This is a genomic window from Meridianimarinicoccus aquatilis, from assembly GCF_004358675.1.
Lineage (GTDB): Bacteria > Pseudomonadota > Alphaproteobacteria > Rhodobacterales > Rhodobacteraceae > Meridianimarinicoccus > Meridianimarinicoccus aquatilis.
Map to the genome: position 1 here is coordinate 1 of NZ_SMZO01000032.1, position 24,945 is coordinate 24,945.

The window sequence follows — 24,945 nt, forward strand, 5'->3', positions numbered from 1 at the left end:
CAGATCCTTCGCCGCCACTTCGCCCACATGGCGCAGTCCGAGCGCGAAAATCAGACGGTGCAGCGGGATCTGCCGCCGTGCTCTGATCGCATCGAAGAGCTTTTTCGCGCTCGCTTCGCCCCACCCCTCGCGGTTCTTGAGTTGCTGAATGCCCGTGCCGTATTGGTTTTCCAGATCAAAAATATCAGCTGGCTCTTTGATCCAACCATCTGCGTGAAACGCCTCAATCTGCTTTGCACCCAGCCCTTCAATGTCGAACGCGGCCCGCGACACAAAGTGCCGCAGCTTTTCGATGGCCTGCGCGGGGCAGATTAGTCCGCCACTGCATCGGCGAACCGCGTCGCCGTCTTCTCGGATCGCTGCAGAGCCGCACTCGGGACAAAGTTCTGGAAAGACAAAAGGACGGGCGCCATCCTCTCGTCGCGACAAATCAACGTCCGCGATCTTCGGAATGACGTCGCCCGCACGATAGACCTGCACCCAGTCTCCGACGCGAATGTCGCGACCATCGCGGATCGGGGCCCCATCGGCCCCGCGACCGGCAATGTAGTCTTCGTTGTGCAAGGTCGCATTGGATACTACCACCCCACCCACAGTAACGGGGCTGAGACGCGCCACAGGGGAAAGTGCCCCGGTGCGCCCAACCTGAATGTCGATTGCCTCCAACCGGGTCCAGGCAAGCTCCGCAGGGAATTTGTGGGCGATCGCCCATCGAGGCGTCGTAGACCGATACCCAAGGCGATCTTGCAGGGCGAGGTTATCCACCTTGTAAACAACACCGTCAATGTCATAGCCAAGCGTCGCGCGCTGCTCTTCAATGTGGCGATACTGCTCAAGCATTTCCGCCGAATTCACACAACGCCGTGTCAGCGGATTGATCGAAAAGCCAAACGACTCGAGCTGTTCCAGCGCGCCACTTTGCGTATCCGACAGTGGTTCTGATACCTCGCCCCACGCATAGGCAAAGAACAGAAGTGGCCGGGACGCAGTGATCTTTGGGTCAAGCTGCCGCAACGAACCTGCCGCCGCATTTCGTGGGTTAGCAAAGGTCTTGCCTCCGGCTGCGGTTTGCCGCGCATTCAAAGCCGCAAAGTCCTCGTGCTGCATGTAGACTTCGCCGCGGACTTCCAGAATGTCAGGTGCGCCGACGATCCGTTCGGGGATATCGCGCACCGTTCGCGCATTCGCGGTCACGTTTTCACCGATGCTGCCATCCCCGCGCGTTGCCGCAGTTGTCAAAACCCCGTTTTCGTAACGCAACGACAGTGAAAGCCCATCAATTTTTGGCTCCGCCGTGAACGCCAACGCGTCCGCCGACCCAAGACCTAGAAATCGGCGGATCGTGGCGTCGAAATCGGCAACGTCTTCTTCCGAGAAGGCATTCCCCAGAGACAACATGCGCTTGGAATGAGCCACTTTTGCAAAGCCAACGGCAACTGCGGCACCAACCCTATCCGAAGCGCTGTCAGATCGCTTGAGTTGGGGGAACCGATCTTCAATGGCACGATTACGCGCCTTGAGGCGGTCATAGTCTGCATCGGAAATGATCGGCTCATCATCGGTGTGATAAGCAGCGTCAGCCCGAGCAAGCTGTGAAGCAAGCTCTGCGAGTTCAGCAGCCGCCGCATCCTCATCCAACGTGTCGATGTCGGCTTTGTTCACTTTCGCCCCCCATGAATACCTCTCTGGCAGAGGTGATAGGGGCGGCGAGCGATCAGGTCCAGCCTTGGCAGCTTAAGCTAACGATGCATCATGCTTGCAGGGCGATAGGCTCCGCACCGGTGTCAACCTCAGGGTCGCGCAGCACATAGCCACGGCCCCATACTGTTTCGATATTGTTCTCGCCGTCTGTCGCTTGGCTGAGCTTCTTACGCAGCTTGCATATGAAAACATCAATGATCTTTAGCTCTGGCTCATCCATGCCGCCGTAAAGATGGTTCAGGAACATCTCTTTGGTCAAAGTTGTCCCTTTGCGCAAAGAAAGAAGCTCGAGCATCTGGTACTCTTTCCCTGTCAAGTGCACCGGGCTTCCGCCCACACTTACGGTTTTCGTGTCCAGATTAACGACGACCTTGCCGGTCCGGATCAACGACTGTGAATGTCCCTTGGAGCGCCGGATGATAGCATGAATTCGCGCTATCAGTTCCTCGCGATGAAACGGCTTTGTCAGATAATCGTCGGCACCAGACCCGAACCCTTTGACTTTACTTTCCGTATCATCCTCACCGGTGAGGATCAGAACCGGCGTTTCAATCCGCGCCACCCGCAATTGCCGAAGCACTTCGTGACCGTTCATGTCCGGCAAATTCAGGTCGAGGAGGATGAGATCATAATCATAGAGCTTCGCCAGTTCCACGCCCTCCTCGCCAAGATCCGTGCAATACACGTTGAGGTTGGCATGAGTAAGCATCAACTCGATACTCTTCGAGATTGTCGGATCATCCTCGACCAGCAGCACACGCATCTTTGTTCTCCACAAGTTCCTCGGGTTCACAGTTAACGTGAAGGCGAGGTGTTAACCTGAGGTTACTATGACTACAGGTTGAGGAAAAACAACTTATAGTTGTCGATACTTTTGCAAAGATGTGGTTTTCAGAGCATCTTCCCCGAAACGTTCCACGGAATTGCACCAGCTGTTGAACTCGTCCCGTGACAGGCCATAGCGCGTCAACGCCTCCTCTTGCGGAAGCAAACCATACTTCACAGCGTTCACAACCACTGCTTTGCGGCTTGCCACCCATCTGACCGTTTTTTCGGATGGTAGGTCTGCACGCGACAGGCAAGATCCATCTGGCAGGGTTACAATTCTTGGGCCATCAATTTTCTTTAGGTACATCAAACGCACTCCTCACTACACCGCCAACAGGGATGCCGGGAACGCGCTTAACGGGGTCTGAAACGCACCTCTTGTTAATGCCTATGATTTTCCTATATTTCTGGAAAATTCCCACTCTATCAGAGATCCGAGTCGCCATGACGCAACCCTTGAATTCGCTGGGCTTTCCCAAGTTGCCGCAAGACACGCGCGTGGTTGTAGCCATGTCCGGCGGCGTGGACAGTTCCGTGGTTGCCGCACAATTGGCCGAAGAAGGATACGATGTCGTCGGCGTGACGCTCCAGCTTTACGACCATGGCGCCGCTCTGGCCAAAAAGGGGGCGTGTTGCGCCGGCCGAGACATACACGATGCCCGCCGTGTGGCCGAAGAGATGGGCTTCCCACACTACGTTCTCGACTACGAAAACACCTTCAAGGAAGCCGTGATTGACGAGTTTGCTGACAGCTATCTTGGTGGTGCGACACCCGTGCCCTGCATCCGGTGCAACGAGCGGGTCAAGTTCAAGGATCTTCTTGAAACTGCTAAAGATCTTGACGCTGATTGCATGGCGACGGGCCACTATATCCAGCGCAAAGTCGGCCCGCTTGGACCCGAACTTCACTGCGCGGCCGACGCGGTAAGGGATCAAAGCTATTTTCTGTTTTCCACTACCGCCGAGCAGTTGTCCTACCTACGGTTTCCCCTTGGTCATTTGCCATCAAAGCACGCCACCCGCGAGCTTGCCGCCCGTTATGGCCTGAGCGTTGCTGACAAGCCTGACAGTCAAGACATTTGCTTTGTCCCAAATGGTGATTATGCGAGCGTTATCAAAAAGCTACGCCCAAATGCCGCCGATCCCGGTGACATCGTAGACCAATCGGGCAAGGTTCTAGGGGCGCATGAAGGGGTCATTCACTACACCGTGGGCCAACGCAGAGGGCTTGGAATTGGTGGCTTGGACGAACCGTTATACGTGATCAAGCTAGATCCTGACGCCCGTCAGGTCGTGGTCGGCCCGAAGGAAGCGCTTGCCACGCGCATTATTACCATCAAAGAAATCAACTGGTTGGGCGATGGCGCGTTCGAAAAGGGCGCCCGCGAGATCACTGTGAAAGTGCGCTCCACACGGCCGCCTCGCCCTGCGATTTTGCGCCCGACCGGCGCGGCGACAGCCGAGGTAGAACTGCTCACACCAGAAGAGGGGGTCAGCCCCGGACAGGCCTGCGTGTTCTATGAAGAGGGCGGCAGCCGGATCTTTGGTGGTGGCTGGATTGCGGGTGGACGCGGCTAGCCAACAGCCGACCAGAGCCCCACTGACCACTCTGTCATTTCCTCATTCAACACCGCCCAACGCGATGTCCGTTGCACACCAAATCGCTGTTTCGGTCAGCCGCAAAAAGCAGGCAGCCTTTTAACCTTATTCGAACAAGCGCGGCTTACACCGGCTGCATGTCAGGAATCGAGCCCGTTCAACACCGCCCGCGCTGCCCTAAGGCCGGGCGATTCGCCGCCACGGCCAAGCCGCTCCATGGTCAACTCACAGGCTCTTTGTTGCGCCGAAGGATCGTCAAGCACGCGCCCCAAGGCATTACACAGCGCGGTTGGCGTACATTTCTCACCCAAATATTCCGGCACGACCCGCGTCTCAGAGACCAAGTTCACCAGTGTCGCCGTATCGATCAATGCCATCCGGCGCATGATCTGCGTGGTCAACCACGAAAGCTGATAGCCAATCACCATCGGCGTACCTGCCGCGGCCAATTCCAAAGACACGGTCCCCGACGCAGCGAGCGCGACATCAGCGGCTTTGAAGGCTGCGCGTTTTTGCTCAGGATCGTCCGCACCAATTATGTGCACGGGTATCCGCCAACTGGCCGCAGCTTCGGCAAGGATCGGCCCAACCCCCGGCGCAGCAGGCAGCACCACCTGCATGTTCGGCCGTTGCGTTGCTAGTTGCGCCAACGCCTCCCCGAATATGGGCATCAAGCGGTTCACCTCGGATCGGCGCGATCCAGGCAAAACAAGAACCAGGGGTGCATCCCCGACATGCAACGCAGCCCTCAATGCGTCGGCCTGAGCCCGCGTGGCTTGCGGCATGCCCACAACAGGGTGGCCAACGAAATCGCACCGCATACCAGCCGCCTCCATGTAGGGGGGCTCAAACGGTAGCAAAGCCAGCACTTGATCAATCATGCGCGCCATCTTTACAGCGCGGCCCGGTCGCCATGCCCAAACCGAGGGGGCGACATAGTGAACAGTACGGATCGACGGGTCTTCGGCACGTACAATTTTTGCCACGCGCAAACAAAAATCAGGACTGTCGATGCTGATTAGAACATCTGGTTTCTCGTCAAGAACCGCCTGCGCTGTTTGAGCGATGCGGCGTTTCAAATGTCGATACTTCGGCAGTACCTCTGCCAATCCCATCACCGACAGTTCCTCCATCGGGAACAGGCTCTCCATCCCCAACGCCTGCATCTGAACACCTGCCACGCCCTGCGCCTGCGTTCCCGGGGCCAATTCCCTCAGTCCGCTCAGCAGGGCTGCGCCAAGGGCATCTCCCGATGCTTCCCCTGCGATCATGAAGATACGCAGCCGGGTCATATTGCACCGTCGCCGGAACGGACCCAGATAAACAATCCTGCGGCGTCTGCGGCCGCAACAGTTGCCGCCCGATCAAGGATCATGACGCCACCAGCCTCGATTACAATGCCTGACAACCCGGCGCGTGCAGCGCCCTCGACGGTCGAGGGGCCAATAACGGGAAGATCTACGCGGCGATCCTGCCCAAGTTTCGGCCCCTTGAACAACACGCCCCGCGCCCCGTTCGGATTGGGGCGGCACGCCCCGGCAACATCCGCCACATAGGCCAACATGGCGTCTGTTCCGGGGGCTGCTTCGACAGCCAGAGCCATCCCTTGAGCCACGACAGCTCCCTGCCCTACATCAGCGCCAGACAATGCAGCAACAATTTTCGCAGCCCGCGCAGCATCCTTGATGTCACGTTCCCCGGGCTTCGCCGCGGTCAGGACACCCCATTCTGGCAAAAGGTCAGGGCACATCTCATGCGCCGCTCGTACCTTGAAACCCTCACCTTCGAAAATATCCAGAACAACGCGCAATGTTGAATCGTCGCCACCTTGCATCGCTTTGAACAAACGCGGTGCAAGACGCACTGTTTTGAAATCAAACTTCGCCGGGTCAAGCTTCGGGCGCGCGACCCCCCCAGCAAAGACAAGATCAACGACCCCCTCAGCGCGAAGGGCTTTGAAAAGCCCGCCGAGCTTTTCAACCCGATAGGGTATCCGCAGATACTCTTGCGAGGTGATGGATACAAAGCCGTCCATTTCGGCCAAAACGACCGTCCGCCCCTGCGCCGTCAATGTTCTCGCAAGGTAGTCAGGCAACAGCCCGCTGCCCGCCATGATACCGACCGGCCCTGACATTGCGTCAGCGAGGGGTCAGAAAATGGCGACCGGTATCGGCCAGCAGGAAATCGACAATCTCCTGAACATAGGGGCTCTCTGTTTCCTCACCCAGTCGGCGGGCGCGCTCAATGAACGGCCCCTCTCCTTGCGCAAGCATCTGAAACGCAGCACGGAGCGCGGTAATGTCAGAACGTTTGACACCTTTGCGTTTCAACCCGACCAGATTGAGCCCATCAAGCTCACCGCGCGGTGCCTGCACCAAGCCGTAAGGCATCACATCATTGGTCACCATTGTTACAGCCCCAATAATCGCCCCCCGGCCAATGCGGACAAACTGATGAATCCCGGCCAGACCGCCAATGATAACATCATCTGCGATGACACAATGACCCGCTAGCGCGGCCTGATTTGCAAGGATGACCCGATCACCGACTTGAACGTCATGGCCGACATGAGACCCGGTCATGAATAACCCGTCATCCCCGACGCGCGTGATGCCGCCACCGCCCTCTGTGCCGGTGTTCATCGTTGCGCCTTCGCGGATGCGGTTGCGTTTGCCAACCACGAGACGGGTCTCTTCGCCTTTGAACTTCAGGTCCTGCGGAATTTCCCCCACAACAGCGCCGGGAAACACGACGCACCCTTCGCCCATATCCGTACGCCCGGTAACCACCACATGGCTTTTCACCTCGACATCATGGCCAAGTGAAACACCGCCGCCAATCAGACTGAAAGGGCCAACCCGCACCCGGTCGCCGATCACAGCGCCCGGTTCAATGACGGCGCTGGGGTGAATATCCGCCGTCGGGGAAATGCTCATCCGGCAGCGCCTTCCCGGTCAATCATGGCCATGAATTCGCATTCGCACGCAACTTCGTCGCCAACCGTGGCTAGCCCTTTGAACTTCCAGACCTTACCGCCGCCGCGCAAAGCATCGACGCGCAATTCAAGCACGTCACCGGGCACCACCTTGCGGCGGAACCGGCATTTGTCGACGCCCATGAAATACACCACCGCGCCGCTATCAACCAGATCCAGTGAAAGTGACACCATCAAAGCAGACGTCTGCGCCAAGGCTTCGATGATCAGCACGCCGGGCAAAACGGGAAGCCCGGGAAAATGGCCGGAAAACTGAGGCTCGTTTACGGAAACGTTCTTGATACCAATCGCACTCTTTGAAGGAACGATATCGCGAACGCGATCAATCATCAAAAAGGGAAAGCGGTGCGGGATAGCCCGCTGGATCAATCCAATATCGGCACTGGTGGGAATATCTGTCATGATGGGTCCGGCTTTTTTGCTCTTGGTCTTCTGCGTAGCAATCCAGAGCTGGCGGCACAAGCGGCGCGTGATCTCAGCAGGCTTGAAGGTCAGTCGCCGTCTGGGCCCGTCGGCACAGATCCGGATGGGGCTTGTTGATCAGCTTGGCCAGACAGATCGTCGGTGGCTGGCAAAGAGGGTGATGGCCCTGTTCCGTCCCCTAGCCGTGCATTGATCTCGTCAATGGCGGCACTGGTGATGTCCACCCCGTCCACAGCGATCAAAACAGCGCCGCGATCCAACAAAACCTGAGCCCCTCGCGCCCGAAGCAAGTCGGTCAGAACAGGACCAATTTCTGTCAAAAAGCGCGTACGATGATCGTCAAGCTGGATTTGAAGAGCCCGGCCCTTTCGATCTTGTTCTTCACGGATACCTTGAACTTTTCTGTCAAACGCATCCGCCAACAGCGCAAAGTCTGCGGCAGGAAGAGCCGCGCGTTTGTCGATCAAAGCACGCTCTTCGGCGATCAGTTCCGCCTCAATGCTGCGGTTTTCTGCGGCAAGTGCATCGCGGTCGCTTTCCAGATCGCGGGTCACGCGTTGACCAAAATCCGATTGCAGAAACAGAGCCTCTTGGTCGAGTGTTGCAATACTCAGTCGCGCGCCGCCTTCGGCTTGTGCGCTCGCCATCTGCGGGGCGAAAGCCGAAAGCAGCACCAGCACGGCACCGAACCACGCATTTAGCCCATTAGAACCGCGTTGAGACCCGGAAATCGAACGTCCGCTCATCGTCATACTCTTCCTTTTCGAGGGCGCGCGTGAAGTCGAACCGCAGGGGACCGATGGGAGTTGTCCAGAAGATCGTGGCACCGATTACCTGGCGCAGGTGGAAATCATCATCCACTTCGCCGCCCGTGCCCGCCGTATCGTCCAGGCCCCATATCGACCCGATGTCATAAAAGACGCCGCCACGGATACCATATTCTTCGGGCAGCCCGACGGGGAAATCAGCCTCAAGCGCCAGACCCACAGCGTAGTTACCGCCAAGCGCGTCTTCGTTTGTCGCGGCGGTATCGCGTGGACCAATGCCGTTCGCAGTGAAACCGCGAGCATAGTTGCGCCCACGATATCGGTCGATGACGCGACTATTGCCTTCGGTAAAGTTCAGGGCCGCCCCCCGCAAAGTTGCCGACAAGCCCACGTCTTCGTTCAGAACCTTGGTGTCGTATCCTGCCAGAGCCAGAGTTTCTACAAACTGAGTGTCGCCGCCCAAGCCGCCAAAATTCTGCCCAAACTCGAACCGATACCGCGTGTTGGGATCAAGCCCAACGCGCTGAGAGTTATAGGTATAGTTGTACCCAATGGATGACGTTACAAGCCGACCTTCCTCGCGCTGGATGATTGCCGAAGACCCGTTATCACCCGGAATATCCGGGTCGCCCGATGAAACGTCACTGATCGTGTCACGTGAAAGACGATAGTTCAGCTCTAGCCGCCCATTGTCACTTACCGGGAAACTCAGAGACGGAAGGAAGCCCAACTCGTCCGTGTTGAAATCGGCGTTAAAATTGTTGGTGGAGCGGTAGTAAAGGCTCAGCGAGCCGGTCAAGTCACGCCCCAACAAGTTCGGCTCTGCAAAGGTCAGGGACGAGTTGCTGTTATCAATGCCCGCCGCCACAGACACATTCAGGAATTGCCCGCGCCCAAGGAAGTTCCGTTCGCTGAGCCCGACAGCAAACCCCAACCCTTCATCAAGTGAATAGCTACCGCCAAGTGTCAGCGACCCGGTGGGTTGTTCTTCGACATTGACGTCAACAATCACACGGTCCGGCGCGGTTCCCTCACGTGTTGTGACATCGGAATTTCCAAAAAATCCAAGCGACCGGATGCGTTCAGCGCTGTCCCTGATTTCGCGCGGATTGAATGGGTCACCTTCGACGACCCTAAACTGGCGACGGATCACCCGATCAAGCGTGGTTGAGTTGCCTTCAATGTCGATCCGCTCAACCAAAATGCGCGGGCCTCTCGTCAGATTGAAAGCCACATCAAGTGTTAGATCGCGGTTGTTGCGTTCAATGACAGGATCGGCGCGGATGAAATCCAATCCCAATTCGATCGATTCCCGTTCAAGCCGCGCAATCGTGTCTTCAATCCGCGTCGGTGAATAGGTCTGGCCAGTTCGTGCGCGGACAACTCTTTCAAATGCCGCAACATCCAAGCCCGGTACATCAGTCGTGACCGAAATCTCACCCAGCTTGAACCTTTGCCCTTCTTGCACGTTGAACGTCAGAAAGAACGCATCGCGTTCGCGCGAAAACTCTGGCGTGACCGACAGAACCTGAAAGTCGATGAAGCCGCGGGATCGGTAAAAATCAGTCAGCACCTGACGATCAAACTGAATCCGGTCTTCGATAAAGGTATCGCGGCGGATGAGTTGACGAAAAATACCGGCCTGTTTGGTGCTGAGGGCTTGGCGCAACCTGCGATCCGAATAGCTGCGGTTGCCGACAAATCCGATACGCTCCACTTCGATCACAGCGGCCTCGGTGACTTCAAACACAAGATCCACGCGGTTCTGGCTTCGCTGAATGATCTTTGGTGTCACAGTCGCGGCGAGCCGACCCGCTTGAAAATACGCATCCGTGATTGCCCGGGCATCTGTGATGACTGTGGATGGGCTGTAAACGCGGCGGGGCTGCGATGTGATCAGCCCTTCCAACACATCATCATTAAGTCTGCGGTTCCCCTCGATGCTGATGCGGTTAATCGTTGGAAATTCCTGAACTTCGATGATCAGGTTGCCACGTGCCGGGGTCACCTCCACGCTTTCGAATAGACCGGACGAAAGCAAACGCTGCTTGGCGGCGTTGACCTGGCCCGCCGTGACCGGGGTCCCTGTCTCGATACCCGCGTAGGTCAGCACGGTGCTGGTTTCGATGCGTTGGTTCCCCCGCACTTCGATCTGGTTCAAAACCGCTTGCGCGATGGCCGCAGGACCGACCCACAGAATGCAAAGCGCAAAAAACGCCGTGCGTCCTGCTTTTGCTGTCTGGTTCAAGCCCGCTTTCGCGAGCGCCTGTCGCTTGATCATCCGCCTGCCCTTTCGCCCCGCCCGGCTTAGCCGGCCTTTTCACCGGGGTTAGTCGGGCAAGCCGCGGTTGTCAAAATCGCATTGCCACCACGCGTCGCTTTTCACCTTTGTTGAGGCATGCAAAGCGCATCACGGGCACAGGAATAGATCATTTGTGACCGCAAACACCATCAACATGATGATCGCCGCCAATCCACCCGCCATCAAAACCTGAAGCGCCTTGTCGCTGGGTGGCTTGCCAGTCACTGCTTCGTAGGCGTGAAAAACAAGGTGCCCCCCATCAAGAACCGGCACTGGGAACAGGTTCATCAGGCCAACCGCGGTTGAGAGAACAGCAATGAACCACACGAAACTAGCCAAGCCTTGGGACGCGGCGGCGCCCGACGTTTCGGCGATCCCAACCGGGCCAGAAAGATTGCAGGTGCTGATTGCGCCCGTGATCATGTGATATAGCCCCGAAAGGCTTTGACGAACGATATATCCGGTTTGCTCAACACCGATGGCAAGCGCTGCAAACGGGCCGGGCATTTCGGTTACCGGGCTAAAGAACAAACCGCCAGTCACGCCGATGAGATACCGCTGCTCAAACCCGCCGTCGGGCAGCGGCACATCCGCACTGCGCGGGGTCAGCGTCATCGGGAATGTCTCGCCATTGCGCCAAACCTCCAGATCAAGAGGCGCGCCGCCCGACACCATGACCGCGCTCCGCAGATCTTCAAAGGATGAAATCCGTGTGCCATTCACTTGGGTGATGAAATCGCCCTGCTCTAGCCCGGCATCCATTGCGGCGGATTGCGGCGACACACCCGAAACAAGCGGCGGATACGGATACGGACCAATCACGTCGATTTCTTGGCCATCACGCAGCACGGTATAGTCCAGTTCAGGGGATCGCGGCAGTTCATCCACAAACGCGGAAAATCCATCGAACCCGGGCACGGTGCGATTGTGAATCTCTAGAATACGGTCGCCCGGCTCAAGCTCTTGCACGCTTTCAGGCATCGGTGTGATATCGCTGATGGTCAGGGGCTCTTGCGCCCGGCCTTGCCACATCACCACGAGGGCAAAGACCATGATGGATAATGCGAAGTTGAAAATCGGCCCGGCTGCGACGGTACACGCCCGCGCCCAAAGCGGCGCAGCATGCATTGTACGTCTCTGCATCTTTGGATCCATACGGGCGATGGCACTGCCATCAACGCTGCTTGCGGCATCGGCATCCCCGAGGAACTTCACGTACCCCCCTAAAGGCAGCGCCGCGATTTGCCACAAAGTTCCGCGTTTGTCGCGCCATGTGAACAATCGCGGTCCGAACCCAAGAGAGAACACCTCGGCATGGATACCGCACCATCTGCCAACGATATAGTGCCCATATTCATGCACGGCGACTATGACCGACAAGGCAATGACGAAGGCGCCAACAGTGTAGGCAAAACCGCCGAAAGTCGGGATCAGACCGAGAATTTCCAAAACGCCGATTACTCCTCGTGTCGATTGCGTGTGGGCGGAAGTGTCAGTGCGCCTGAACGCTTAGCCATGCATCCGCAGCCTGTCGTGCCATTTGGTCCGCATTTCGGACGTTATCAAGGGTGACGTCGGCGCGAAACGCGCTGTCAGAAGAGATAGAGGCCAGAACATCCTCGACCAGTGCGGCCATTTCCGTAAAACGTATACGCCCCGCGATAAAGTGATCCAGCGCTCGCTCTTTGGCAGCGTTGAACACCGGTCCGGCCATCGCTCGGGCGGCCATCACCTCGCGCGCAAGACGCAAAGCCGGGTATCTTTGTTCGCACGGCGCCCGAAAGTTCAGGCTGCCAACCTGTGCCAGATCAAGACGCGCCACAGGTATATCCAACCGATCCGGCCAGTTCAGCGCGTACCCGATGGCGTGGCGCATATCAGGTGGCCCGACATGCGCCATCAACGCCCCGTCTCGAAAGCCGACCAGCGCGTGGATCAGGCTTTCGGGGTGGATGATGGTTTCGATCCTCGCCGGGTCGATCCCAAAAAATTCCCGCGTTTCTATGAGTTCCAACGCCTTGTTGAACATCGACGCGCTGTCGATTGTAATACGTTGGCCCATGTCCCAATTCGGGTGACTAGAGGCTTCCTCCAATGTGGCAGAGGCTAATGACTCCAGCGGCCAATCACGAAACGCACCACCGGACGCTGTGATGATGATGCGCTCAACCGCGGACACCTCTTCGCCCACAAGCGCCTGAAAAACGGCTGAATGTTCGCTATCCACGGGCAAAATGCGGGCGCCGTGGGCGGCGGCTTCCGACATCATTAAGGGACCAGCGCAGACCAGACTTTCTTTGTTGGCCAGTGCCAATGTCGTTCCCTGACGCAAAGCGCGCAGGCCAGGCGGCAGACCCGCTGCGCCGACAATCCCCGACACAATCAGATCAGCCGGGCGTTCGGCGGCTTCCAGCAAAGCCGCCTCCCCTGCTCCGGCCTCGATACCACTGCCGGACAGCGCGGCGCGCAGATCATCCAGCAAATCCGGAAAGGCTGTAACCGCGATTTCGGCGTTCAGAACTCTGGCCTGTTCCGCCAGCCGTGCAATATTGCGCCCCCCGGTCAGCGCAACGGCGCGAAACCGATCCGGCGCACGGGCGATAAGATCAACGGTGTTTTCCCCGATGGACCCCGTCGCGCCCAGAATAGTCACCCCCCTTTGCGTCATAGAGCAACCGGGGGAAAGTCGATGATCTGCTCGACCAGCAGTAAGAACACAGACGCGCCCAGAACACCGTCAAAACGGTCAAAAACGCCGCCGTGACCGGGCAAAAGGTTGGAGCTGTCTTTCACCCCGACATGCCGTTTCATGGCACTTTCTGCAACATCGCCCAGTTGCGAGGCCATCGACACCGCAACAGAGATCGCAAGAATTTCAGGCCCGACAGAGCCGGACATCAAGGCCACAAAGCCCACGCAAAGGGCCCCAAACCAGCCCGCGACGGTCCCCGACCATGTCTTTTTTGGGCTCACGCGGGGCCAGAACTTCGGGCCGCCAATCAGCCGCCCAGCGAAATACCCAAAAATGTCCGTTACGGCGACAATCATGATCAACCAGACAAGCCAATTCGGGCTTGCCTCGCCGCGCAAATCCACAAGGCCGTAACCTGCAAGGATAGCCAGCGTGAGAAAGATTGCATGAGATAGATGTGCACGCTTCAGACCCGACTGAGCAACCAGGACCGGCACAATCACCAAAGGTAAGCCCCACCCGTCGGGCAACCACAATACGCCGAGACAGCACAGTCCAGCAACAATGCCGATTAGCCTTGGCCGAGTGGCTTGCGCCATTTCGGAAAGTTCCCAACCGATGAGCCCAATCGCCAAAGCAACCAACCCGGCAAACCAAACCCCACCAAGATAAATGGTGAAGACACCAATCGCGATCAAAACTACCGATGTCGTGAGCCGCGGAGCGAGATCACCCCATTTTCCGGCCGATTGAGGCGTCATGTCAGCACGGCACCAAAACGACGTTCGCGAGTCCCAAAATTCAACAGGATGTCTGCCATATGGTCGGCTGAAAAATCCGGCCAAAGTACAGGCGTGAATTCGTATTCCGCATAGGCAGACTGCCAAAGCAAGAAATTGGAAATGCGGGTCTCACCAGATGTACGGATCACAAGGTCCGGGTCCGGGATATCGGCGGTTTCCAATTGGCAGCCAAGATGGTCCGCAGTGATGTCTTTTGCGTTCAACTCTCCGCGCGCCACAGCCTCGGCCAAACGCGCCGCCGCGCGGGCAATCTCATTGCGAGAGCCGTAATTGAGAGCGATGGTCAGGTGGAGCCGGTCATTGTCCCGTGTTCGATCTTCCAACTCGGCCATCAAGGTCTGGAGACGCGGATTCAGCGCGTCCCGTTCGCCGATGAACCGAACCCTGACACCAGAGTCGAACAATTCATCGGCTTCGCTACGCAGATGGCGGCGAAACAAGGCCATGAGCCCAACAACCTCTGTTCGTGCGCGACGCCAATTTTCAGTCGAAAACGCGAATAATGTCAAAAAACGCACGCCTTGGTCCGGGCAGGCGCGCACGATTTCACGAACACGCCCAGACCCGGCTTTGTGGCCGCGCAAACGTGGCAAGCCGCGACGGGTGGCCCATCGTCCGTTTCCATCCATAATGATGGCAACGTGTTCCGGCCCTACCTGCCGATTGTCCTTTGCCGCCATTCTGCGCCCCGTAACCTTGCTTTGATCTAACACTCTGCGTTCCAACAGACTATTATTCAGACCTGCATGATCTCTGCTTGCTTCGCCTCAAGCACCTCATCGATGCGCGTGATATAGGCGTCAGTGAGTTCCTGCACTTCTTGCGACCAGATCTTGTGATCGTCTTCACTCATGCCGTTCGACTTGGCCCGCTTCAGTTGATCCATGCCATCGCGGCGAACATTGCGCACAGCAACGCGCCCGTGCTCAGCGTACTGAGCGGCAACCTTGGTGAGTTCTTTGCGGCGTTCTTCGTTCAGTTCAGGAATAGGCAAACGAATGATCGTCCCATCCACAACTGGGTTGATACCAAGCCCGCTTTCACGCAGCGCTTTTTCGGCTTTGCTCACGAGGCTCTTGTCCCAGATGTTGACCGTCAACATGCGCGGCTCAGGAACGTTGACTGTACCAATCTGGTTGATCGGTGTCGGCGTGCCGTATGCATCAACAGTGACCGGGTCCAACATCGATGCAGCGGCGCGGCCGGTTCGCAGCGACAGGAATTCCTGCTTCAGGTTTCCCATGGCTCCTTCCATGCGCCGCTTCAGATCGTCTGTATCAATTTCCAGATCTTCATCTGACATTATCATTGCGTCCTTCTTCGTACACCCGACAGGGATTTGCCGGGCGCGCTGTCAGGTTTCCCCCCGCGCCACCCGAAACTTTCCGAGCCGATATAGCGCTATCCGTGCACCCTTGTATAGGTACCGTCGCCGTTGAGAATGCCCCGGAAGCCTCCAGCCTCATCCAGAGAAAAGACGATAATCGGTAGGTCATTGTCACGAGCCAGCGCAATAGCAGACGCATCCATCACGCCCAAGTGCTGTTGCAGCACCTCGTCGTAAGTCACGGTTTCATACCGTTTCGCATCGGCATGCTTGACCGGATCCTTGTCATAGACGCCATCAACCTTGGTACCTTTGAAAATCGCTTCGCAACGCATTTCATTGGCTCTAAGCGTCGCGGCAGTATCGGTTGTGAAGTATGGGTTTCCAGTCCCCGCCGCAAAAATGCAGACGCGCTTTTTCTCTAGATGGCGCACGGCGCGGCGGCGAATATACGGTTCACAGACCTCATCCATCCTGATCGCGGAAATGACCCGCGTGTTAACATCCATCCGTTCAAGCGAGGATTGCATGGCCAGAGCATTCATGACGGTCGCCAGCATACCCATGTAGTCCGCCGTCGTCCGTTCCATGCCCTGCGCGGATCCTTGCAAGCCGCGAAACACGTTGCCACCGCCGATCACCATGCAAATCTCAACGCCCATGTCGTGAACCGACTTTATCTCGCGGGCAATGCGTTCAACTGTGGGCGGGTGCAGCCCATAGCCCTGATCGCCCATAAGGGCTTCGCCAGAGATCTTGAGCAGGACCCGCTTGAATTTGGCACGTGGGAGTGTTGTGTCGTCGGTCATCGAACTGATCCTGTCGTCGGGAAAACTTTGACAGAAAATGTCGGATTGTAGCGAATGTTTCAATCGGCATTATTCTTTTCATCGGCGGCAGACTGCCGCTCGCAGTACGCGTGGTTGCCGCGCCGCGGCGATTCTGGCATCGGTCACGCAAATGACTCGGAATCTGCCCCCCTCGTGTTCCACTTTTTCGCCGGACCGTCCTGTCCTGATCGCCGGTCCGACGGCGTCAGGCAAATCATCGCTCGCGCTCGCCATCGCGCAGGAGCAGGGACGCGCTGTAGTGAATGCTGATGCTCTGCAGGTTTTTGCAGGCTGGCCAGTGTTAACCGCGCAACCGCCGCAAGAAGACTACGATATTGCTGAGCATTTACTTTATGGCCATCTGCCCTTTGATGCGTCTTATTCCGTCGGCGACTGGCTGCGCGATGTCACACCGTTGCTTATGCGCCGACCAGCCCCTGTTGTCGTCGGCGGCACTGGGCTGTACCTGAGCGCGCTCACCGAAGGCCTTGCTGAGATACCTGCAACCAACCCTGATCTAAGGCTCGTTGCAACAAATCGGCGCGCAGAGATCGGCCTTGAAGCTTTAGTGAACGAGTTGGACATCGCCACCCGAGACCGGATCGACACACAAAACCCGATGCGGGTGCAGCGCGCTTGGGAGGTTTTGCAACAGACAGGCAAAGGGCTTGTCGACTGGCAGTCCAATACAGGCCCGGCTCTGCTCTCGCCGGGTGATGCGCACCTTATCCAAATCGCCGCGCCGCCTGCCTTCCTGACCCCGCGCATCGCGGCACGCTTTGATAAAATGATGTCTGGCGGCGCTCTGGAAGAAGCGCGGGCGATGCTGCCGGTCTGGAATTCCACCCATCAGTCCGCGCGCGCAATCGGGGCGGCTGACTTGATCGCACTGCTTCGGGACGAGGTCAGCGAATCACAAGTGATCGAGCGTGCCGTCGTGGCGACACGGCAATATGCCAAGCGTCAGCGAACGTGGTTTCGCCGTCGAATGCAGCACTGGACGGTGCTAGATGCCGCTGCTTTGTGCGGGGATTCCGTGCAACACACGAGAAAAAGGCCCTAAATTCCGAGTACCCACATCAATCCAACCTTGGACGAATCTATATTCGCCGCATAAGCTGAGCCAAGGACGAGGAACCCCCATGTTTGACAGCCAAACCCACGACCAGACCCAGCGCCCCCCGAAGGCAGTACCTGTCTCGCTCCTCGCGCGGGAAGCTAAATGGGCCATCGACACGCCGCGAAGCTACCTTGTACCGGTGCTTCTTTGGTTCACGTGCGGGCAGGGTCGACTCAGCGTCAATGGCGAAATGCGGGGATACACCGCACATAATGCGATATTTTTGCCAGCAAATACGCCCCACTCTTGCGAAGCTTGCGGTCGCACTCAGGGCACCGCCCTGTTTCTTGGTGCGCGCGGCGACCTGCCTGTTCCAAACACAATGATGCATTTGCGCCTTACCGCGCTGCACCAACAAACCGAACTGAACGAGCTGATCGAAGGCTTTCGCCGCGATTGCGCGACCGGCGGGCCATTGGGTGACGAGATCTTGTATCATCGCGCTGCACTGATCGCACTTTGGCTTACGCGGCACGAAATGCACTTGTCAGGCTCTAGCACCAGCGATGTTTCTCGCACTCTGCCCGGGTCGATCAACGGCATTCGCCGCAGCGCTGAACAAACACTTTAGTCTTTTCCAGCGCCCGTCTGCCCCGGCGACCGCGCTGTATCGACGTCTGTATTTTCTTCTCTTGTAACGCGAACTCTGCACCGTCATGTTTGCAGTAACAGCGAGATGCGCACGTCGCGCCGAAAAAGCGGGCAATCAACTCATGTACCGAAACGGTCGCACGCTACCGCGAGGCACACTGCACGCAGTAGACCGGTTAGCGAAAGAATGCCGACTTGGCCTGTTGTCCCGGCGTGAATTTTTGTCGCGCGCAACGGCGCTTGGCGTCACAGGCACCGCTGCCATGGCACTCGCCGGGCTGCCAGCACGCGCGCAGACAAGCGAACAGTCCCCGGTGCCAGGTGGCACGTTGCGCATTCAAATGGACGTTCGCCCCGTCACCGATCCACGGCTTCTGGACATTCCTGAAAGCGCAAATGTTCTGCGCGGCCTCATGGAATACTTGGTCGAATATCGGGCCGATGGCCGGTTTGAAGGGCGGCTTTTGTCCCATTGGGAAGCCAACGCAGAAGCAACAGAATATCACCTGCACCTAAGACCCGGCGTACAGTGGAACACAGGCGCACCCTTTACGGCTGATGATGTTGCGGCGAATTTCGAAGGTTGGGCCGACGCGACGGTGCCGGGAAATTCCATGGCAAATCGGTTGGTCGCCTTGACCGACCCAGACACCGGCAAAGCACGCGAGGGCGCGATTGACGTAATCGACCCTCTTATCGTGCGCCTTAGGCTGTTACGGCCTGACATCACCTTGATCCCATCGGTGGCCGATTATCCCGCCGCTGTGCAGCACCGCGATTACATTGGCACCAACCCAGTTGAGCACGGCATAGGTACAGGTGCCTACAAGATCACCAAATTCGAACCAGGGCGCATCGCAGTCCTGGAGCGGGCGACAGATCACAAGTATTGGGGAACCGCCGCTTTGGACCGGGTCGAACTTATTGATTTCGGCCCGGACCCGTTGCTGTGGCGCAGCGCGGCAGCCGAAGGGCTGTTTGACATGACCGCAAGAACGGAACCTGGATACATCTCGGAATTCGATGGGCTTGGTTGGGAAGGGTATAGCGTACAAACAGCCGCAACCGTCGTCGTGCGTCCAAACCAGAAGGCCAAGGTTGGCGATCAAGTCCCCTATGGCGATCTGCGCGTCCGCCGCGCGCTGGCCTTGGCCGTCGACAACCAGATCTGTCTGGAACTCGGCATAGATGGCCGGGGAACCGTAGGCGAAAACCATCATGTGTGTCCCATCCAGCCCGACTATGCGCACTTGCCACCACTTCGCGCCGATCCCACCGAAGCGCGCCGCCTGATGGAAGATGCGAACATGCTGGACTTTGAGCATGAACTGGTTTCGGTTGATGACACCCTGCGCCGCGACACGACCGACGTTGTCGCAGCGCAACTTGTGGAAGCCGGCATCCGCGTTCGGCGCCGCATTGTCCCCCGAGACGACTTTGACTTGAAATGGAAGGATTATCCTTTCAGTGCAACGTATTGGAACCACCGTGAACTCGGTGTTCAGGTTCTTGCCCTCGCCTATCGCACCGGGGCTGTCTGGAACGAAACTGGGTATAGCAACCCAGAGTTTGACCGCCTGCTGGACCGCGCCGTCACAATCGCGGACGCGGACACGCGGCGCGATACGATGGCGCGACTACAGCAGATGCTTCAAACGGATGGGGTGATCATTCAACCGTTCTGGCAGTCGTTGTACCGCCATGCACGGCGGGCAGTAGTCGGTGCGCAGATGAACCCCAAATTCGAAGTGAATCCTCACCGGTTGGGGTGGGCAACGCTGCCCTAACCATCAGCCGAACTGTGCAATCCGGCATGCCATATTTTCAGACAAGCTTGGCTGCATGAGTGTGGAAAAACCGTGAGGCACCGCCTTTTGGTCGAAGCCCTACGTCGACTGTTGCGGTAAGAAACTACGCACCAAGTTCTTCTTCCCGCAGGATTTGAACGCCGTCGATTTGCCACACACCGCTTTCGGCTTGGCTCATCTGATAGCCCAGAGTGTGATAAGCACCCTCTGCGTCCCGCATCAGCACAACCTGCCAAAGCCGACCGCCGATATCGCGCAAGTCCAGAAATTCAACTGATTGCGGCCTCCACACCATCGGGTACCCTTGCCGCACCATCATGCCGAACCGGTCGGACGTACCGAACATCTGGCGAATTTGGGGCGACGCAAAGGAAAACGCAGCCGCGAAGTCGTCTTTCTGAAAGGCGTCGATTTGGCTTTGAATGACTGACCGTATCTCGGGCCCATCCGTATCTTGCGCAGTCGCGACGGTGCCCACGACCACGGCAAAAAAGCCCGCCGTCAGCATCGCAATAAGGCTTTTGATCATCGCTCATATCTCCCTGTGTCTCACAAAGAGGTAGAGCAGCGGGCCAGACCGGTCAAATTCGGCCCGCCATAAAGGTGAATTACCCGGACGCCAGATCGCCGTTCAAAGCGGCCTCAATCAACGCGGCTGTTTCTGACAAACCATACAGCGCGATGAACCCACCAAAACGCGGTCCTTGGCTCGCGCCGAGGCACACCTCATAAATCGCGGTGAACCACGCACGCAGAGGGTCAAACCCAGCCTCTTTGCCAACCGCAAACACCACGCTTTGCAACTCTTCTGCATCAAGCGCGCCGTCATAGGACCGAAGCCGCCCAGCCAAGTCCGCAAGCGCGGCCCGTTCGCGATCGTCTGGCAAACGATAGGTTTTGGTCGGTTTTACGAAATCCCGATAGTATTGCACGGCAAAACCTGCCGCCGCGTCCAGCCCCGGGTGGGTCTGTGGCGCGGCATCAGGCGCGTAGCGACCAATGAACCCCCACAATGCAGCTTTGTCTTCAGCCCCCGACGCGCTGGCAAGGTTCAGAAGCATGGCAAAGGGAACAACCATGTCCGACGCCGGAACGTCAGGTCCGTGAATGTGGTACACCGGGTTGGTCAGTTGCGCGGCTGCGTTTTGGCCGGGATAGGCGCGCAACTGTTGATGGTACTCGTCGACAGCTTTGGGGATGACGTCAAAATAAAGCCGCTTGGCCGTCTTTGGTTTGAGGTACATGAAATAAGACAGGCTTTCCGGCGCGGCATAGGTCAGCCACTCTTCCATGCTCAGCCCGTTCCCCTTGGACTTGGAAATTTTCTGCCCCGCCTCGTCATTGAACAACTCATAGGACAAGGACACGGGCGGCGCTTTGCCAAGCGCTTTGCAGATTTTGCTGGACTGAGTCACACTATCGATCAGGTCCTTGCCAGACATCTCATAATCAACGCCGAGTGCAGCCCACCGCAGCGCCCAATCCGGCTTCCACTGCATCTTGACGTTACCGCCGGTGACCGGAATTTCGACCTTCTCACCGTCCGGCTCCTGATAGACGATCGTGCCTTTGGATAGGTTCCGCTCTAGCGTCGGCACCTGAAGAACATGACCCGTTTTGGGGCTGATCGGCAGAAAACAAGAATAGGTCGCCTGACGTTCTGCCCCCAATGTGGGAAGCATGATCTTCTGGATATCGTCGAACCGCTCAAGCGCCGTGAGCAGCATCGTGTCAAACTGCCCAGATGTGTAGTAATCGGTCGCACTCGCGAATTCATACTCAAACCCAAAGCCATCAAGGAACGCGCGCAAACGTGCATTGTTGTGCTGCGCAAAGCCCTCATGCGTGCCGAACGGGTCCCGCACGCGGGTCAGCGGCAAATTCAGATCTTCTTTCATCTGTTCTTGGTTGGGCACGTTGGTCGGCACTTTACGCAAGCCGTCCATATCGTCCGAGAAACAGATCAGGCGTGTGGGTATATCGCTGAGTTGTTCAAAGGCCCGGCGCACCATGGTCGTACGCGCCACTTCGCCAAATGTACCCAGATGTGGCAGCCCTGACGGGCCATACCCGGTCTGAAACAGAACATGCCCCTTTGCGGGCGGCGCCTTTTCGTAACGTTTGAGCACGCGGCGCGCTTCTTCAAAGGGCCAAGCTTTCGACGACATCGCTAGCGCGCGCAGTTCACTCATTTTTCGTTCCACATTCATGTGCCGCGCGGCCCAGTGCCACGCAGACGCGCCTGACCTAAAGCGCTGCGCCCGCAAGGTCAATTCGCCGCCCCTATTGTCGCGCATCCGCAGCGTATATAGATCGACAGGTAAACCCGAAGGATATGACAGTGCCAGATACCACCGCAGATCTTCACCCGCTCACCGCGCAAGACAGCCTTGTGGCGCTGATGATCGCCATCTCCGCATCCGATGCGCAGATCCGCACCTCTGAACTCGTGAGGATTCAGTCGGTGCTCAACCACTTGCCCGTTTTCGGTGATTACGAGCAAGCACGACTAACACAGGTCAGCTCCCTCGTGTTCGAACTCTTCGAAGACGAGGACGGGCTCGATGCCCTGTTCGGTCTTGTCCGCGAAGGGCTGCCGGAACGGCTCTTTGAAACTGCCTATGCACTGGCTTGTGATGTGGCAGCGGCTGATGGCAACCTGAACGAAGAAGAACTGCGTATGCTCGAAGAGATGCGGTATGAGTTGTCCATCGACAGGCTTCATGCCGCCGCGATCGAGCGCGGCGCGCGCGCGCGGCACATGACGCTCTGATCCCGCTGAGCGACATCCAGCCAAATCCACGGCCCCAACAGCACGGCGCGCCTCTGCCCCGCAGAGGCGCAGTATCGCGTCCCGCGCAGCGGGGCCGTTGGATCAGATGTCAGGCGTGCTGCGCCCAAAGCTGAACAAGGTCAAACTGCATTGCGCGCGAACGCCGGGTCCAGGTGCGCGTGCCCGGCGGGTTTTCTTCACCGCCCTTCGGGATTGCGGCGCGGCGCGCCAGATCGGCGGTCACGACCGCAAAAACCAACGGCGCGCCGCCTTCTGGCCTGATATGGCCGCACAGGGCACTCACAAAATTCAGCGTGCCGGTCTTCGCATAAAGTTGCAATGGCGCACGGGTACCGTCGTCGCGCTTGAGTGTGATTTCTCTCATCGCACGGCGAAGCGCCCCGTCCGGGCCCAGTCGCACCAAGGCGCGGACCATATCGCGCGCCGTGACCCGGGATGCATCCCCCAAGCCGGAATGATCCACAAAATGGCTGGCCTGCATGCCCAGCCCATTGGGCGACGACGCCCAATTTGACATTGCAGCCCCAGATTCGGGCAGCGACAGGGGCGCCTTCCCCGTGAACCCTGCACTGGCGCGCAACCCGATCGCTTCGGCGGTCAAGTTGGTCGAATATCGCAACATGCCCTTGGCCACATCAACCAGCGGTGGCCCCGGCAAGGATGCCAAAACAACCCCGCCACCGGGCAACGAGGCAACCTCTTTGGCAGTGGACAGGTCTATCCCTTGCGAACGCGCCAAGGTTCGGAAAACATCGCCTGCATAAAGCGCACTGTTTCGGACTGGCAACCAACGCGTCCCGCCCCCGCCAAGCCCCCCGCGCGCGACAGACCAGCTTTCTCGCCCTGTCGCCGTATCCGTATTCAACGCGAAAAGCGGCGATGATCGCCCCGCCACCTGCATTCGGGAATGAGTCACTTGCGGGGTGTACCCGCCGCCCCGTGCATCCATGCTGACGGTATAATCCGCGCCTTGTTTGCGCCATTCGAAGTGCACCCGATTATAGTTCAGGTTGAGCCCGGAAACCGAAGGGTTATACCCAAGGTGATCGGGCTGTCTCGGATCAATCTCGGGCACCCAAGGCAACGCCCCGGCCCAAACCTGGAACGATCCGGTTACCGCCCTCAGGCCCGCCGCTTTCAGTGCCGCGCTCAATTCGGCCAGATCTCCAGTGCTCAGCCCCGGTGCGCCGCCACCGGCAAGGATCAGATCCCCATCCAGCACGCCGTCACGAACAGGCCCTGTGCCGATGACACGCGTTTCGAACTGGAACCCCGGCCCCAACATATCAAAACCGTAGGCGGCCGTAATCGCCTTGGCCGTGCTTGCGGGTGGCAAAGGTTTATCTGGCTCAAAGGCAAAGAGTATCTCGCCCGAGGACGCATCAGCCACAACACAGCCAACCTCTCCGCTCAGCCCTGCATCAGCAATGCGGCCCAAGGACAGCGAGCCCAGATCAGGGGGCGGCGGAGGTGGCGGGCGCAGCGACGGCCGGGGGGAAATGCTGACATTTGCCCAAACGGGCTGCGCGGCGGTTCCGGCAAGTCCGGCCAAAAGGGAACGACGAGTAAGGATCATACCGTCAAATAGCCACGCACCGCGCGCCGGGACAAGGCAAATTACAGCCTGAGATTGCCCACCATAACGGTGAAGTGACAGCGGGCGTGCCTTGAGATCGAAACAGCGGTGACGCGTGAGCGATCAACGGACCCAATCGCCGCGCGCGCGTATCTCTGTCGATGACAGATCAACAAGCGGCCCGCGAAGATAACACCACGCGGGGGCAATTGCGGCGCCCAACATGTGCGACTGGCTGGCACGCAACCTCGACTTGCGATAAAGCCGCGCCGCCCGCGTCAAGCGCGTTGGCAACGCATCCCCCGGTCGCGCCACGACACCGACCGGCACCTGCGCGAAGATCGATGGCCAGCGTTCCCACAAATAGACGGTGGCCAGGTTGTCGGCCCCCATCAGCCACGTGAACCGCACACCGGGATAAATATCAATCAAAGTGCTCAGCGTGTCGGCTGTCAGCCGCGTCCCAAGTCGCGCTTCAGCATCGGTCACTGTCACGCGCGGGTGCTGCATGATCTTGCGCGCCGCAGCCATGCGGGTGTGCAGTGGCGCGGGGCCTTTAGACTTCAAGGGGTTTCCGGGGCTGACCAGCCACCAGACATGATCCAGACCAAATCCGCGCAACGCCGCGCGGGTGATATGCACATGACCGGCATGAGGCGGATCGAACGACCCCCCCAGCAGGCCAATTCGCTGGCCTTTATATGCAGGCGGGAAACCCAGCCTCATGTCACGGAACCCCTATCCACACGCCAAAATGCATCACATCTTCAATCGCGCCGCTAGACCATG

General features: G+C 58.2%; 24 protein-coding genes. 5 read left to right on the forward strand and 19 right to left on the reverse strand.

Annotated features, from left to right (window positions below):
* From ligA to sciP, 3 genes are all read right to left on the reverse strand, one after another.
* On the reverse strand, window positions 1–1,662 hold a 1,662-nt coding region (gene ligA / locus E2L05_RS13385), incomplete at its 3' end, for an NAD-dependent DNA ligase LigA (RefSeq protein ID WP_243721977.1).
* Window positions 1,663–1,750: 88 nt separating this feature from the next.
* Window positions 1,751–2,464: a response regulator transcription factor CtrA gene (gene ctrA / locus E2L05_RS13390; RefSeq protein ID WP_133343410.1), complete on the reverse strand. Its 714-nt coding sequence runs from the start codon at window positions 2,462–2,464 to the stop codon at window positions 1,751–1,753.
* A gap of 93 nt (window positions 2,465–2,557) precedes the next feature.
* A complete protein-coding gene (gene sciP / locus E2L05_RS13395; RefSeq protein ID WP_133343411.1) occupies window positions 2,558–2,836 on the reverse strand; it encodes a CtrA inhibitor SciP in 279 nt (92 codons plus the stop codon).
* A 137-nt stretch (window positions 2,837–2,973) separates the two neighbouring features.
* Between sciP and mnmA the strand changes: the two genes are divergently transcribed.
* Window positions 2,974–4,107, forward strand: a complete 1,134-nt coding sequence (gene mnmA / locus E2L05_RS13400; RefSeq protein WP_176600793.1) for a tRNA 2-thiouridine(34) synthase MnmA — start codon at window positions 2,974–2,976, stop codon at window positions 4,105–4,107.
* Between the two features lie 161 nt (window positions 4,108–4,268).
* On the opposite strand, the gene lpxB is transcribed toward mnmA, so the two are convergent.
* The 12 genes from lpxB to pyrH all read right to left on the reverse strand — a co-directional run bounded on the left by lpxB (window position 4,269) and on the right by pyrH (window position 16,246).
* Complete coding sequence (lpxB, locus tag E2L05_RS13405) at window positions 4,269–5,420, reverse strand: lipid-A-disaccharide synthase (protein ID WP_133343412.1); 1,152 nt, start codon at window positions 5,418–5,420, stop codon at window positions 4,269–4,271.
* A complete protein-coding gene (locus E2L05_RS13410) occupies window positions 5,417–6,241 on the reverse strand; it encodes an LpxI family protein (RefSeq protein ID WP_243721978.1) in 825 nt (274 codons plus the stop codon). The genes lpxB and E2L05_RS13410 overlap by 4 nt, the downstream gene beginning before the upstream one ends.
* Window positions 6,242–6,266: 25 nt before the next feature.
* Window positions 6,267–7,064, reverse strand: coding sequence for an acyl-ACP--UDP-N-acetylglucosamine O-acyltransferase (lpxA, locus tag E2L05_RS13415; protein ID WP_133343414.1), 798 nt, complete (start codon window positions 7,062–7,064; stop codon window positions 6,267–6,269).
* Window positions 7,061–7,525: a 3-hydroxyacyl-ACP dehydratase FabZ gene (fabZ, locus tag E2L05_RS13420; RefSeq protein WP_133343415.1), complete on the reverse strand. Its 465-nt coding sequence runs from the start codon at window positions 7,523–7,525 to the stop codon at window positions 7,061–7,063. Before fabZ ends, lpxA begins: the two co-directional genes overlap by 4 nt.
* An 89-nt stretch (window positions 7,526–7,614) precedes the next feature.
* Window positions 7,615–8,292 (reverse strand): OmpH family outer membrane protein, encoded by a 678-nt coding sequence (locus E2L05_RS13425; RefSeq protein WP_165971766.1) that lies wholly within the window; start codon window positions 8,290–8,292, stop codon window positions 7,615–7,617.
* A complete protein-coding gene (gene bamA, locus E2L05_RS13430) occupies window positions 8,252–10,594 on the reverse strand; it encodes an outer membrane protein assembly factor BamA (RefSeq protein WP_133343417.1) in 2,343 nt (780 codons plus the stop codon). The genes E2L05_RS13425 and bamA overlap by 41 nt, the downstream gene beginning before the upstream one ends.
* 129 nt (window positions 10,595–10,723) lie before the next feature.
* Window positions 10,724–12,064: an RIP metalloprotease RseP gene (rseP, locus tag E2L05_RS13435; RefSeq protein ID WP_133343418.1), complete on the reverse strand. Its 1,341-nt coding sequence runs from the start codon at window positions 12,062–12,064 to the stop codon at window positions 10,724–10,726.
* Window positions 12,065–12,107: 43 nt separating this feature from the next.
* Window positions 12,108–13,283: a 1-deoxy-D-xylulose-5-phosphate reductoisomerase gene (gene dxr / locus E2L05_RS13440; RefSeq protein WP_133343419.1), complete on the reverse strand. Its 1,176-nt coding sequence runs from the start codon at window positions 13,281–13,283 to the stop codon at window positions 12,108–12,110.
* A complete protein-coding gene (locus E2L05_RS13445; RefSeq protein WP_133343420.1) occupies window positions 13,280–14,068 on the reverse strand; it encodes a phosphatidate cytidylyltransferase in 789 nt (262 codons plus the stop codon). The genes dxr and E2L05_RS13445 overlap by 4 nt, the downstream gene beginning before the upstream one ends.
* Window positions 14,065–14,790 carry a polyprenyl diphosphate synthase gene (uppS, locus tag E2L05_RS13450; protein WP_133343453.1) on the reverse strand — a complete coding sequence of 242 codons (726 nt, stop codon included), beginning with the start codon at window positions 14,788–14,790 and terminating at the stop codon, window positions 14,065–14,067. Before uppS ends, E2L05_RS13445 begins: the two co-directional genes overlap by 4 nt.
* Before the next feature lie 56 nt (window positions 14,791–14,846).
* Window positions 14,847–15,413 (reverse strand): ribosome recycling factor, encoded by a 567-nt coding sequence (frr, locus tag E2L05_RS13455; RefSeq protein WP_133343421.1) that lies wholly within the window; start codon window positions 15,411–15,413, stop codon window positions 14,847–14,849.
* Between the two features lie 98 nt (window positions 15,414–15,511).
* The gene (pyrH, locus tag E2L05_RS13460; protein ID WP_133343422.1) at window positions 15,512–16,246 is read right to left on the reverse strand and encodes a UMP kinase; all 735 of its coding nucleotides are present in this window, start codon (window positions 16,244–16,246) and stop codon (window positions 15,512–15,514) included.
* Window positions 16,247–16,397: 151 nt separating this feature from the next.
* Between pyrH and miaA the strand changes: the two genes are divergently transcribed.
* The 3 genes from miaA (at window position 16,398) to E2L05_RS13475 (ending at window position 19,765) form a co-directional block, all read left to right on the forward strand.
* Window positions 16,398–17,330, forward strand: coding sequence for a tRNA (adenosine(37)-N6)-dimethylallyltransferase MiaA (gene miaA / locus E2L05_RS13465; RefSeq protein ID WP_133343423.1), 933 nt, complete (start codon window positions 16,398–16,400; stop codon window positions 17,328–17,330).
* A gap of 79 nt (window positions 17,331–17,409) precedes the next feature.
* Window positions 17,410–17,958 (forward strand): hypothetical protein, encoded by a 549-nt coding sequence (locus E2L05_RS13470; RefSeq protein ID WP_133343424.1) that lies wholly within the window; start codon window positions 17,410–17,412, stop codon window positions 17,956–17,958.
* Window positions 17,959–18,199: 241 nt separating this feature from the next.
* On the forward strand, window positions 18,200–19,765 hold the full coding sequence (locus E2L05_RS13475; protein ID WP_341776752.1) for an ABC transporter substrate-binding protein: 1,566 nt from the start codon (window positions 18,200–18,202) through the stop codon (window positions 19,763–19,765).
* Window positions 19,766–19,889: 124 nt separating this feature from the next.
* Here the strand turns inward: E2L05_RS13475 and E2L05_RS13480 are convergent, their stop codons facing one another.
* Both E2L05_RS13480 and E2L05_RS13485 read right to left on the reverse strand, forming a co-directional pair.
* Window positions 19,890–20,315, reverse strand: coding sequence for a DUF4864 domain-containing protein (locus tag E2L05_RS13480; protein WP_133343426.1), 426 nt, complete (start codon window positions 20,313–20,315; stop codon window positions 19,890–19,892).
* A 79-nt stretch (window positions 20,316–20,394) separates the two neighbouring features.
* Entirely contained in the window at window positions 20,395–21,978 is a 1,584-nt protein-coding gene (locus tag E2L05_RS13485) for a lysine--tRNA ligase (RefSeq protein WP_133343427.1), read from the reverse strand.
* A 149-nt stretch (window positions 21,979–22,127) separates the two neighbouring features.
* On the opposite strand from E2L05_RS13485, the gene E2L05_RS13490 reads away from it, so the two are divergent.
* The gene (locus tag E2L05_RS13490) at window positions 22,128–22,559 is read left to right on the forward strand and encodes a tellurite resistance TerB family protein (RefSeq protein ID WP_394346556.1); all 432 of its coding nucleotides are present in this window, start codon (window positions 22,128–22,130) and stop codon (window positions 22,557–22,559) included.
* Window positions 22,560–22,668: 109 nt separating this feature from the next.
* On the opposite strand, the gene dacB is transcribed toward E2L05_RS13490, so the two are convergent.
* Window positions 22,669–24,156 (reverse strand): D-alanyl-D-alanine carboxypeptidase/D-alanyl-D-alanine endopeptidase, encoded by a 1,488-nt coding sequence (dacB, locus tag E2L05_RS13495; protein ID WP_133343429.1) that lies wholly within the window; start codon window positions 24,154–24,156, stop codon window positions 22,669–22,671.
* Window positions 24,157–24,279: 123 nt separating this feature from the next.
* Complete coding sequence (locus E2L05_RS13500) at window positions 24,280–24,882, reverse strand: nicotinate-nucleotide adenylyltransferase (RefSeq protein WP_133343430.1); 603 nt, start codon at window positions 24,880–24,882, stop codon at window positions 24,280–24,282.
* Between the last annotated feature and the right edge of the window lie 63 nt (window positions 24,883–24,945).